Raw genomic sequence first — 12,722 nt, forward strand, 5'->3', positions numbered from 1 at the left:
GTCCTGGGTGCCCGAAAAATGATGCAACTGATGGGCTGAAAGGCCTTTTACAGCACAAAAACAAACGCCCCGAACAAGTCGGGGCGTTTGGCTTAAGGCCTGTCAGCGTGTTTTCACACAGTCTGTTCGGGATCCTTTTTTTATGTCGGCTACAATGATCTAGTGAACTTGCATCTTGTACGCAAGATTTTGCCAAGGCCCTGCAATGATATCCATATCCCTGCTGCCAGGACTTACAGCGCAGACTTTTCGAAAAACAGGAGTGTCTCGTATGAAGAAGTTCGCTATTGCTGCCGCTACTGCCACCGCCCTGACCCTGACCATGGCTAACGCGGCTTTCGCCCAACAGCCTTCCCAGGCGCCGCTGACCGTTGCTGCCGGTGAAATGACCAAAGCAACAGAAGCGACCTCAGACACCTGGATCACCACCAAGGTCAAAGCTGACCTGATAACCGAAAAAGGCGTACCAGGCACTGACATCAAGGTCGAGACCAACAAAGGTGTGGTTTCCCTGTCTTCGGATGTCGCGTTGACTGCTGCACAGAAAGAGATGGCGGTAACTATCGCCAAGAACATCAAAGGTGTTAAGGCCGTGTCGGCTGATGGCCTGAAAACCGACTAAACAGGTTCATGCGAAAGACCATAACGACTTGGTCACTCAAAGTCCCGGCACTGGTTGCCGGGGCTTCTTTATTGGGGAGGCGACGCATCTCTGTAAGCGGATTTATCCGTGAAGGGCTGCGTAGCAGTCCTATCTTCTGGGGCCGCTTTGCGACCCTTCGCGGATGAATCCGCTCCTACGGTCGATTGTTACTCCGCATCCAGATGCAGCGGCGTGATCACCCGGCCATCTGCTTCTGCCTGGCCGAGGCTGGCATCAATGAAGTACACCCGATCATCTTCCAGCTTGCCCTTGTCGACCAGATAGTCCTTGATGCTACTGGCCCGGGCTTGACCCAGCTGGCGTAGCAGCAGAGCGCTTTCACCCCAGGACTTGAGCACTGCATCGCGCAGTTGGTTGGTGCGCTGCTCGCGCTCCAGCTGTTCCCATTCGGCCGGTGGCTGCTGCTTCATGCGGGTGCGGTAGATGCCTTCGAGCATCGCCGGTTTGTCGCCATCCGGGACTTTCAGCTCCGAGGCTTGGGCCGGTACCTTGTCACCGCGACGCTGGAGGATCTTGTAGTAGGTGCTCTGGTACTCACGCTCCAGACGCTGCTGGGCAATCAACGGCCCGTCGCTGCTCTGGGCGCTGGTGCCTTCGATCTCCAGGCGCAGGGCTGGGCGCTCTTTGAGTGCAGCCGCGAGTTTGTCGAGGGCGCCTTGCGCATCGGGCGCCAGATCGCTGGAGCCGGCGGCGAAGGCAACGTTGCCCAGGTCCTGGGCCTCGCCACCGCTGACCAGTCCACCGATGAACTTGAACGGCGCCTGGGCGGCGCGCAGTACCAGGTTGCGCAAGGTCTGCCAGACGATGGGCATGACGCTGAACTGGGGATCGTTCAAATCCCCGCTAACCGGCAGTTCGATGGAGATCTTGCCCTCGGTGTCCTTGAGCAAGGCCACTGCCAGGCGAATCGGCAGGTCCACCGCATCCGGGCTGTCGACCTTCTCGCCCAGTTGCAGTTGCTCGACCACCACCTTGTTCTCGGCCTTGAGCTGGCCCTGGCTGATGATGTAGTGCAGATCGATGTTCAGCCGGCCCTTGCGGATGCGGAACCCGGCGAACTTGCCCGAGTAAGGCGTCAGGGTGGTCAACTCGACACGTTTGAAACTGGTGGCGATATCAAGGCTGGCCATCGGGTCGAAGGGGTTCAGGGCGCCTTTGATGGTCACTGGCGCATAGCGATCGACCTTGCCCTTGATATCGACTTTGGCCGGCTTGGGCTGGCGGTTGTCGATGGTGCCAATCTGACCATTGAGCTGTTGGATAGCCGTGGCGAAGTTGGGCGTCAGGCTGAAGTCGGCAAAGTTCGCCGAGCCGTCGTTGATGTCGATTGCTCCGATGCGAATACCCAGTGGCTTGTCGCTGCTGGCCGGCGCCTTGGTTTTCGCCTGGGCACTGGTTTGTGCGGTGGCCGCTTGTGGGATCAGCAGGTCATCGACGTTGGTGGTGCGGTCTTCGTTGATCATGAAGCGTGCGTAGGGCTGCTTCAGGCTGACCTTGGCGATGCTCAGGGCATCACCGTGGCGATAGGACAAACCGTCGAGGTTGAGCTGCTGCCATTTGACGAAGTCGCGGTCCTTGATGGTGTCCAGGGTATGCAGCTGGTTGACCTGAGCCTTGCCGTCAATGCTGAAGGCCAGTGGTTCAACGTTGCTGAGGTTGACGTTGAGATCACTGCCGAGCATGCCGCTACGCAGCTCCAGGCGTATGTACGGGGTGATGTAGGCCTGGGCAATGCGTAAGTCGATGTCCTGGGTACTGACCTTGAGCGTGGCGGTAACCGGAGCCAGGTTGACCTCACCGGCAGCCTGCAACTTGCCTTGCTTACCCACACCGGTATCGAGCTTGAGGGTGAAAGGCGATTGATTGAGGCTGTCGAAGTTTTGCAGGTCAAGATTCAGCGGTCCGACATCCAGGGCTACCGGTTCCTTCTGCGAACGGTCGGCCAGATGCACTTGGTAATTGCGTAACTGCACGTCCTTGAGCAAGACCTGCCAGGGCTTGCCTGGCTCGGCCGCCGCTGCTTGCGCCTGGCTGTCTGGTTCGGCCGCGGCAGGCTCGGCCTTCTCTTTTGGCGTTGCTTTGGCCGGCTGGCTGGCGAACAGTTTTTGCCAATCGAGTTGGCCATCCGCCTCCAGGGCGGCCCAGGTTTCCAGTTTCTCGCTGCGAATCTTGCCCACGGTGACCAGTTGCTTGGCGAGGTCTACCGAGGTTTCGCTGACATCCAGTCGTGCCAGGCGTGCCAGTGGACGGCCATCCGGCGCCTTGATGGCAAAGGGTGCGATGCTGACCGAGGTGTTGTCGAGCAGCAGCTCGGTTTCCTTCGACAGGTTCAGCTTGTAGTGGGTGTCGAGGTTGACCACGCCTTCTTCCAGCACCAGCGGTACGGCATCACGGACATAAGGCCAAAAGGCTTTCATCTTGCCGTCGCTGACCTTCAAGGTACCCTCAGAAGCGAGGGGGACCACACTGAAGGTCCCGCTCCAGTCGATGCGACCGCCGCCTGGGCCAATGGCGACCAAGGTCATGTCGGTGTTGTCGTCGGGCAGGGTGCTGAGGTTCTTCAGCTCCAGGTTCATCGAGTCGTAGAGGAACTCGATCGGCTCGCTGGGGCGCAGGTCCTGGAAGTGCAGGTAACCTTCGCTGAGCTTGATGCTGCCGATACGTACCGGGAATGGATCACTGGGCGGTGCCTCTGGTTTTGGCTCGCTGGGAGGCAGTTTGAACAGTTGCGAGAGGTTGAGGCTGCCATCCTTGGCGAACAGCAGTTCAGTTCGCGGTTTGTCCAGCTCGATGCCTGCCAGATGCAGGGCGCCGGTCCACAGGCTATCGACCTGCAGGTTGGCATACAGGCGTTCGAATCCAACCTGCTCCTTGCCCGGCTCGCCAATCTGCAGGCCCCAGAGGCTCAGCTCAAGACTGAACGGGTTGAGCTCGATACGCTGCAAGTGCGCGGGCACCGTGGCGTAGTTGGCCAGTTGCTGGTTGGCGATACGCAGGGCAACCCCAGGAAGAATCAGAAAGCCAAGCAGGCTGTACAGGGCCAAAGCGGCCAACATGGCGCCGAGGGCGCGTTTCAATCCTTTGGGCATGTGCGGCGTCGTCTGTCTGGAACGGAAGTGGTTGGAGTATGGCACGTAAAAACGGTTCCGAAGATAGCTCGGAAATAACCAGGTTTTTGTTTTAGAGCTGAAGAATCAAGGTCTTCAGTGGTGGTTGCTGGTCCTGCGACGGAAAGTCGCTGGCCGGTGTAAGTACCTGCCAGTCGCGTACCGGCCGCCCGGCTTTCTCGGCGCAGCGCAACACTTGCCCGCGCCAGTCGTCAAGGCTGACCTTGGCCAGGTTGTTACAGCAGATCAGTACACCGTCCTCGGCAGTACTGAGCAGTGCCGGCTTGAGCAGGCTCTGGTAGTCGCGCAGCAGGTCGACGGTGCCGAAGGCGCTCTTGGCCCAGGCCGGCGGGTCGAGAAACACCAGGTCGAACTGACGCTGCTCCAGGCGTGGGTAGGGCGGAAGCTTGTGACCGCGGCGCTGGCTGATGGGCAAGCCGGCGAACTGACGGATCGCCGGGAAGTAGTCGGACTGGATGAAACTCATCGGCGCCAGCTGAGGGTTGAGTGCAGCGTTCTCCTTGCCCACCGCCAGGTTGCCTTCGGCGAAGTCCAGGTTGCACACCTCACGGGCGCCGCCCGCTGCAGCGCTGAGGCCGACGCCGCAGGTATAGGCAAACAGGTTCAGCACACGTTTACCGGCACTGTGTTGCTTGACCCAACCGCGGGCGTTGCGCAGGTCGAGGAACAGCAGCGGGTCCTGCCCGGCATGGCGGCCACGGACACGGTAGTTCAGGCCCCACTCATGGCCGACATGATCGGCCAGGGCGTTCTCACTGGCCTGGTACACCGGATCACGGCGATCGATGCGGCTGTTGCCCTGGGAGCGGTCGTTGTAGACCAGTAGCAGCTCAAGGCCAAGGTGCGCTTCAACCAGGGCGTGCAGTTCAAGCAAGGTCATGGATTCAAGCGTCTGGTGGAAGCTCTGTACCAGCAACTGCGGGCCGTAGCGGTCCACGGTCAGGCCGCTGGCGCCTTCCTGGCTGCCATGGAACAGGCGATAGCAGTCGGTGCCCTGGGCATGCAGTTCGGCGATTAGGCCCTGGCGGGCGTCGAGGGCGGCGCGCAGCGCCTGATTCAAGAGGGACATGCACGTGGCCTTGGTTTGCGGACGTGCAGTTTATCAGTTCAAGCCAGAGGAGGGGCCGTTGCAGCCCCTCCCGCAGTTATCAGCGTTCGATCGCCAGGGCTACACCCTGGCCGCCGCCGATGCACAGCGTGGCCAGGCCCTTGCTGACGTCACGCTTGATCATCTCATGCAGCAGGGTTACCAGCACCCGGCAACCCGAGGCCCCGATCGGATGGCCAAGGGCAATGGCGCCGCCATTGACGTTGACCTTGCTGGCATCCCAGCCCAGTTCCTTGCCCACTGACAGGGCCTGGGCGGCGAAGGCTTCGTTGGCTTCGATCAGGTCCAGGTCAGCCAGCTCCCAACCGGCTTTTTCCAGGCAGCGGCGGGTGGCGCTGACCGGGCCGATGCCCATGATCGCCGGGTCCACGCCGGCATTGGCGTAGGCCTTGATCCGCGCCAGGATCGGTAACCCCAACTGCTGGGCCTTGGCCGCACTCATCAGCATGACGGCAGCGGCGCCGTCGTTGAGCGACGAGGCGTTCCCGGCAGTGACGCTGCCGTCTTTCTTGAAGGCTGGCTTGAGCTTGCCCAGGGATTCGGCGGTAGTACCGGCACGCGGTTGTTCGTCAGTGGCGAAGGCAATCGGATCGCCCTTGCGCTGGGGGATCAGGATCGGGGTGATCTCGTCGACGAAGCGCCGGGCTTCAATGGCAGCGACTGCCTTTTGCTGGGAAGCGGCGGCGAAGGCGTCCTGGTCTTCACGGCTGATGCCGTACTTTTCCACCAGGTTCTCGGCGGTGATGCCCATGTGGTAGTCGTTGAAGGCGTCCCACAGGCCGTCGCTGATCATGCTGTCGATCAGCGTGCTGTGACCCATGCGCAAGCCGGTACGGGCGCCCGGCATCACATAGTTGGCCAAGCTCATGTTTTCCTGGCCGCCCGCGATGATCACTTCGGCATCGCCGCAGCGAATTGCCTGGGTAGCCAGGTGCAGGGCCTTGAGGCCGGAGCCGCAGACCTTGTTCAGGGTCATGGCGGGCACCGCGTGGGGCAGGCCAGCCTTGATCGCGGCCTGGCGCGCAGGGTTTTGTCCGGCACCGGCGGTCAGCACTTGGCCGAGGATCACTTCATCGACCAGTTCGGCATCAATGCCGGTCAGGGTCAGCAGTTGGCGAATCACCGCAGCGCCGAGGTCGACGGCGGGAATAGCGGCCAGCGCTCCTTGGTAGCTACCGACAGCGGTTCGGGTGGCGGCAACGATAACGACGTCTTGCATGGCGCGGGTCCTCACTCTTATTCGATTTGGCGTCAGAACAGCACAGGCCCCTGTGGGGCCTTGATCAACCGTCATGGTGGCATAGATGCTCAGGGTACTGCCAATGGCGAACCGCTTGGTCGCGTCTAGCGGATAGCCATGCGCCGCCGCGCTCGATGCGCCGAGCCATCACGCATGGCCCAGCGCAGCACCGGGGCAGTAGTGTTGATGCCCAGGCGGATAAAGCGCCGTTGCAAGGAATGCTGCTGAAGTTCCAGCATGGCGCTGGCCCAGTCAGGCAGCAGATCGATGCCCGCACGCAACATTAGGCTAGCCACCGGTTTGGCCAGGCGGCTGGGCGCGGGTGCATCAAGCAGTACCTGCACCACCTCATGGCTGCGTTCATCAGCGTGCAACTGTGGACGCATGGCCTGCAGGTAGTCGGTTACCTGCTGGCGCGAGCACGGTACATCACGGGCCCCCAGGCGTTCGGCGATCAGGGCGATTTCGGCGTAGTAGGCGTCCTGCTCAGCGAGAGACAGCTTCGGGTTGCGGTAACGCAGATGGGCGGCAAGAAAGCTGCTGACCTCGGCCACGTGCACCCAGGTCAACAGGTCGGGATCACTGGCCGCGTAGGGGCGGCCATCGGCGGCGCTACCGACCACCTGCAGGTGAATGGTACGGACTTTTTCGATCAGCCAGTTGGCATCGCCAGTGGCGCCGAAAGTGGTGCCGGAGATGAACTGGCTGGTGCGGCGCAGGCGCCCCAACAGGTCCTGGCGAAAGTTGGAGTGATCCCAGACCCCGGCCAGGGCCAGCGGATGCAGCAGTTGCAGGAGCAAGGCACTGATACCGCCCACCAGCATGCTCGGGAAGTCGCCGTGCACCCGCCAACTGATGCTGTCCGGGCCGAACAGCCCGGGGTCACCTTTGGGGTTTTCCAGGTCAAGTTGCCCCAGGGACAAGCCGGTCAGGCTCATCACCTGGGTTTCGATACGGCGGCGAATCGCTTCCATGGTTACCTTGCGCGCGAGGCAGCCAGGACGTGCTGCCGGTTATGTATTCAAACGTTTGTCGATCAAGCCCTGGACCACACTGGGGTCGGCCAGGGTCGAGGTGTCGCCCAGGTTGTCCAGCTCATTGCAGGCGATCTTGCGCAGAATGCGCCGCATGATCTTGCCTGAGCGAGTCTTGGGCAGGGCCGGGGCCCACTGGATCAGTTCCGGCTTGGCGAAGCTGCCGATTTCCTTGCTGACCAGGGCCAACAGCTCCTGCTTGAGCGGGTCTCCCGGGGTCACCCCGTTCATCGGCGTGACAAAGGCATAGATACCTTGCCCCTTGAGGTCATGAGGGTACCCGACAACCGCGGCCTCGGCGATGCTGTCGTGTAATACCAAGGCGCTTTCGACTTCGGCGGTGCCGATGCGGTGCCCGGAGACGTTGATCACGTCATCGATGCGCCCGGTTATCCACAAGTCGCCGTCCTCGTCGCGGCGAGCACCGTCGCCGGTGAAGTAGTAGCCGGGCAGTGGCTTGAAGTAGGTATCGATCATTCGTTGCGGGTCGCCATATACGCTACGGATCTGCCCAGGCCAGCTGGCCTTGATCGCCAGCATGCCGCTGCCGGGCCCTTCGATGAGCTTGCCCTGGTCGTCCAGCAGCACTGGTTGTACGCCGAACATCGGCTGGGTGGCGCAACCGGGTTTGATCCGTCGGCTACTCACCAACGGACTGATCATGATGCTGCCGGTTTCGGTCTGCCACCAGGTGTCCACCACAGGACAACGTTGCTCGCCTACCGCATTGAAGTACCACTCCCAGGCTTCCGGGTTGATCGGTTCGCCGACACTGCCGAGCAGGCGCAGGCTTCTGCGTGAGGTGTTTTTCAGCGGGCCATCCCCTTCGCGCATCAGGGCGCGCAGGGCGGTGGGGGCGGTATAGAAAATGTTCACCTTGTGCTTGTCGACCACCTGCCAGAAGCGCGAGGCGTCGGGGTAGTTGGGCACGCCTTCGAACATCAAGGTGATCGCACCGTTGGCCAGCGGTCCGTAGACGATGTAGCTGTGCCCGGTGACCCAGCCGACATCGGCGGTGCACCAGAACACTTCGCCTTCCCGGTAATCGAACACGGTCTTGAAGGTCAGGGTGGCCTGCAGCAGGTAGCCAGCGGTGGTGTGCAGCACGCCTTTGGGTTTGCCAGTGCTGCCGGAGGTATAGAGGATGAACAGCGGGTCTTCAGCGTCCATCGGCTCGGGCGGGCAGTCATCGTTGACCTGCTTGATTGCCTCGTGGTGCCAGAGGTCGCGCCCCTCGCTCCAGTCAATCTGGCCACCGGTACGCTTGATCACCACCACGGTGCTGACATCCGGGCAACTGAGCAGGGCCTTGTCGACGTTGTTCTTCAGCGCCACCGTCTTGCCGCCGCGAACGCCTTCATCGGCGGTGATCAAGGTGCGGCAGTCGGCGTCGAGGATGCGATCACGCAGGGCGTCGGGCGAGAAGCCACCGAACACCACCGAATGAATTGCGCCGATGCGGCTGCAAGCGAGCATGGCATAGGCAGCTTCCGGGACCATGGGCATGTAGATGCATACCCGATCACCTTTTTTTACCCCGCGTTGCTTGAGCACATTGGCCAGGCGGCAGACATGACGATGCAGCTCACGGTAGGTGATGACGCTGGAATCGGCAGGATTATCACCTTCACGGATGATTGCCGGCTGCTCACCCCGCGTGGCCAGGTGACGGTCGATGCAGTTGTAGCTGACATTGAGGCGGGCATCCTTGAACCAGGTGGCCTGGCCGGTCTTCATGTCACTCTGCTGGATACGGCTCCAAGGCTTGATCCAGTCCAGGATCTTGGCCTGTTCGGCCCAGAAGGTATCGGGGTCTTCAATTGACTGGCGGTACAGGCGCTGATACTCGGCCTGGCTCAGTTGCGCCGCTTTGCTGACGGCATCGGCGTGGGGATAGGCGCTGATATCGAACATGGCGGGGTCCTGTCCTGATTGTTTTTGTCAGAACAGTGTAGCCGTTACCCCTGGCTGTGTTCGCTCAGCCAGGGGTAACGCAGGCGATCAACCGCGGTGGCGGCTGCGGAAGAAGTTGATCAGGCCCTGGGTCGAAGGGTCTTCGGCAGCGTCCTCGATGCCGCCGGTCAGGCGCTGATAGACGCCCTTGCCCAGCTCTTTACCCAGCTCCACGCCCCACTGGTCGAAAGCGTTGATACCCCAGATTACGCTCTGCACGAATACTTTGTGTTCGTACATTGCCACCAGCGCGCCGAGTCGGCGTGGGCTGATGCGCTCCACCACCAGGGTGTTGCTTGGACGGTTGCCCGGGATCACCTTGTGCGGGGCGAGTTTCTGGATCTCGGCTTCGGCCATGCCTTTGCCACGCAATTCGGCTTCCGCCTCGCTGCGGGTCTTGCCCAGCATCAACGCCTGGCTCTGCGACAGACAGTTGGCGTACAGCCACTGATGGTGGTCGGCAACCGGGTTGAAGCTGACCACCGGGACGATGAAGTCCGCCGGAATCAGCTGGGTGCCCTGGTGCAGCAACTGGTGGTAGGCATGCTGGCCGTTACAGCCCACGCCACCCCAGATTACCGGGCCGGTGTCGTGATTGACCGGCGTACCGTCCTGGCGAACGCTCTTGCCGTTGGATTCCATGTCCAGCTGTTGCAGGTGCTTGGTGATGTTACGCAGGTAGTGATCGTACGGCAGGATCGCGTGGCTCTGCGCACCCCAGAAGTTGCCGTACCAGACACCGAGCAGGGCCAGCAGTACCGGCATGTTCTGTTCGAACGGTGCGTTCTGGAAATGCTGGTCCATGGTGTAGGCACCGGACAGCAGTTCCTTGAAGTTAGCGGTGCCGATGGCCAGGGCGATTGGCAAGCCGATGGCCGACCACAGCGAATAACGCCCGCCGACCCAGTCCCACATCGGGAAGATGTTCTCTTCGCGAATACCGAACGCCACGGCGGCGGCCTTGTTGCTCGAAACCGCAATGAAGTGCTTGTACAGCTCGGCTTCCGAGCCACCCTGGGCCAGGTACCAGGCGCGGGCGGCCTGGGCGTTTTTCAGGGTTTCGAGGGTATTGAAGGATTTCGAAGAAACGATGAACAGCGTGGTTTCGGCACGCAGTTTGGCCGACAGTTCATGGAACTCGCTGCCGTCGATATTGGCCAGGTAATGGCAGCGGACGCCGCGCTGGGCGTAGGGAAGCAGCGCCTCGGAAACCAGCTCGGGGCCGAGGAACGAGCCACCAATGCCGATATTGACCACGTCGGTGATGGGTTTTTCGCTGTAGCCACGCCACAGGCCATCATGAATGCGACCGACCAGTTCGGTGACCTGGTTGAGGACTTTGTGCACCTCCGGCATGACGTTGACGCCATTGACGCTCAACTTGTCGCCTACCGGCCGACGCAGCGCGGTGTGCAGGGCAGGACGGCCTTCGGAGGCGTTGAGAGTCTCGCCGGCGAACAGGGCTTTGATCGCTTCTTGCAGGCCGACTTCATTGGCCAGGTTGACCAGCAGGTGGCGGGTCTGGCCATTGATCAGGTTTTTCGAGTAATCGAGAAACAGTCCGCAGGTGCTCAGGGAGAACTGTTCGAAGCGTTGCGGCTCGGCATTGAATGCGTCGCGCATGCTGAAGTCCTGCATGGCTTCGCGGTGCTGCTGGAGCGCCTGCCAGGCGGGCAGGGCAGTAACATCATGAGGGGTGCGGTAATACGCCATCGCTGCAGGTTTCCTTATTGCGTGAACTGCCTTGGACACTGAAAACAGCGCGCTGTTTGCAGGCTGATGCCAATTATAGGCATGCAGCCTGGGTTACAGGGAGTGGGCTCGGTTGGCGACCTGGTTACTTGTCGTCGAGATTCAGGTGCAGGTTGTCGATCAGGCGGGTAGCACCGAGGAAGGCTGCGACCAGGATCACCAGATCGCGGTCTTCGGCCGTCGCTGGACGCAGGCTCAGGGCCTGGCGAACTTCCAGGTAGTCCGGGCGAAAACCGGCGTGTTCCAGCTGTTGCTGGCCGCTGGCGATCAGGGCTGGGTAGTCGCGCTCGCCTTGTTCGATAGCGCTGGCCATCCCGCTCAGCAACCGATACAGCGCTGGCGCAACGGCACGCTGCTCTTCGCTCAGATAGCCATTGCGCGACGACAGCGCCAGACCGTCCTCGGCGCGCACGGTTGGCTCGCCAATGATCTGGATCGGCATGTTCAGGTCACGTACCAGGGCACGGATCACCGCCAACTGCTGGAAGTCTTTCTGGCCGAACACGGCCAGGTCCGGCTGGACCATGTTGAACAGCTTGCTGACCACCGTCGCCACACCTTCGAAATGGCCCGGACGGCTGGCGCCGCAAAGGCCTTCAGACAGCTGCGCAACGTTGACGCGGGTCTGGCCGTCCATACCGTCGGGGTACATCTCTTCGACGGTGGGGGCGAACAGCAGGTGGCAACCGGCCTGGAGCAGTTTCTCCTGGTCGGCGGCGAGGGTTCGCGGGTACTTGTCGAGGTCTTCGCCGGGGCCGAACTGCAGCGGGTTGACGAAGATGCTTGCCACCACGAAATCGACGCGCTGTGCGGCCTTGGTCACCAGCGCGGCGTGGCCGCTGTGCAGGTTGCCCATGGTCGGCACGAAGCCGATGCGTTTGCCTTCACTGCGCGCCCGCGCCACGGCGGCACGCAGTTCGCGGACGGTCTTGACTGTATTCATGCACTGAACCCGTGTTCGCTACCTGGGAAACTGACGTCCTTGACCGCTGTTACGTAGGCCTTGAGCGCACCCTGGATGTCGCTCTGGCCGGCCATGAAGTTTTTCACGAACTTTGGTACTCGACCTGTCAACGACAAGCCCAGCATGTCGTGCAGCACCAGCACCTGACCATCGGTCGCACTACCGGCACCGATACCGATCACCGGAATGCTCACCGCCTGGGTGATTTCAGCGGCAAGCTCGCTGGGTACGCATTCGAGCAGCAGCATCGCCGCGCCAGCCTGCTCCAGGGCGATAGCGTCGGCACGCATTTGCCGCGCCTGGTTTTCCTGGCGGCCCTGGACCTTGTAGCCGCCGAGGATATTCACGGTCTGCGGGGTCAGGCCCATATGAGCGCAAACAGGAACGCCGCGTTCGGCCAGGAGGCGGATGGTTTCTGCGAGCCAGGCGGCGCCCTCGACTTTGACCATGTGCGCGCCCGCTTGCATCAGGGCGCCGCTGTTGGCGAAAGCCTGCTCGATGGTGGCACACGCCATGAATGGCAGGTCAGCGAGAATCAATGCGCCTTCGTTGCCACGTTTGACGCAGGCGGTGTGGTAAGTCATCTCGGCGTTGGTCACCGGCAAGGTACTGTCATGACCCTGCAGGACCATGCCCAGGGAGTCACCCACCAGCAGGATTTCCACGCCGGCACGGCTGGCAGCCTGGGCGAAGGTTGCGTCGTAGCAGGTCAGCATGGTTATTTTCTCACCCTTGGCTTTGAGGCTCTGTAGGGTGGTCAGGGTTACATCTGGCATGAAAAGGAGTCCTCATTCAGGCGCTGTGAAAAACGACTGCGTACAACGCGTGTATTCATCTTCTGGAACAGCACATCATCGATCGTGGTGTTTGAATTACGAC

General features: G+C 61.4%; 9 protein-coding genes. 1 reads left to right on the forward strand and 8 read right to left on the reverse strand.

From position 1 onward, the window contains the following. The first annotated feature begins 271 nt into the window (after positions 1 to 271). Positions 272 to 622 (forward strand): BON domain-containing protein, encoded by a 351-nt coding sequence (locus tag ACRESH_RS20675; RefSeq protein ID WP_431743716.1) that lies wholly within the window; start codon positions 272 to 274, stop codon positions 620 to 622. Between the two features lie 188 nt (positions 623 to 810). On the opposite strand, the gene ACRESH_RS20680 is transcribed toward ACRESH_RS20675, so the two are convergent. From ACRESH_RS20680 to panB, 8 genes are all read right to left on the reverse strand, one after another. Next, positions 811 to 3,753, reverse strand: coding sequence for a DUF748 domain-containing protein (locus tag ACRESH_RS20680; RefSeq protein ID WP_431743717.1), 2,943 nt, complete (start codon positions 3,751 to 3,753; stop codon positions 811 to 813). Positions 3,754 to 3,844: 91 nt separating this feature from the next. Then, positions 3,845 to 4,861, reverse strand: coding sequence for a class I SAM-dependent rRNA methyltransferase (locus ACRESH_RS20685; RefSeq protein WP_431743718.1), 1,017 nt, complete (start codon positions 4,859 to 4,861; stop codon positions 3,845 to 3,847). Between the two features lie 79 nt (positions 4,862 to 4,940). Beyond that, positions 4,941 to 6,119: an acetyl-CoA C-acetyltransferase gene (locus ACRESH_RS20690; protein WP_431743719.1), complete on the reverse strand. Its 1,179-nt coding sequence runs from the start codon at positions 6,117 to 6,119 to the stop codon at positions 4,941 to 4,943. A 125-nt stretch (positions 6,120 to 6,244) separates the two neighbouring features. After that, complete coding sequence (locus ACRESH_RS20695) at positions 6,245 to 7,114, reverse strand: oxygenase MpaB family protein (protein WP_431743720.1); 870 nt, start codon at positions 7,112 to 7,114, stop codon at positions 6,245 to 6,247. A gap of 39 nt (positions 7,115 to 7,153) precedes the next feature. Further along, positions 7,154 to 9,088 (reverse strand): acetate--CoA ligase, encoded by a 1,935-nt coding sequence (gene acs, locus ACRESH_RS20700; RefSeq protein WP_431743721.1) that lies wholly within the window; start codon positions 9,086 to 9,088, stop codon positions 7,154 to 7,156. A gap of 87 nt (positions 9,089 to 9,175) precedes the next feature. Further along, on the reverse strand, positions 9,176 to 10,840 hold the full coding sequence (gene pgi, locus ACRESH_RS20705; protein WP_431743722.1) for a glucose-6-phosphate isomerase: 1,665 nt from the start codon (positions 10,838 to 10,840) through the stop codon (positions 9,176 to 9,178). Between the two features lie 124 nt (positions 10,841 to 10,964). Next, positions 10,965 to 11,822 (reverse strand): pantoate--beta-alanine ligase, encoded by an 858-nt coding sequence (gene panC, locus ACRESH_RS20710; RefSeq protein WP_431743723.1) that lies wholly within the window; start codon positions 11,820 to 11,822, stop codon positions 10,965 to 10,967. Continuing rightward, on the reverse strand, positions 11,819 to 12,619 hold the full coding sequence (panB, locus tag ACRESH_RS20715) for a 3-methyl-2-oxobutanoate hydroxymethyltransferase (RefSeq protein ID WP_431743724.1): 801 nt from the start codon (positions 12,617 to 12,619) through the stop codon (positions 11,819 to 11,821). Before panB ends, panC begins: the two co-directional genes overlap by 4 nt. Positions 12,620 to 12,722: the final 103 nt, after the last annotated feature.

This window comes from Pseudomonas sp. (genome assembly GCF_050739775.1).
GTDB lineage: Bacteria > Pseudomonadota > Gammaproteobacteria > Pseudomonadales > Pseudomonadaceae > Aquipseudomonas.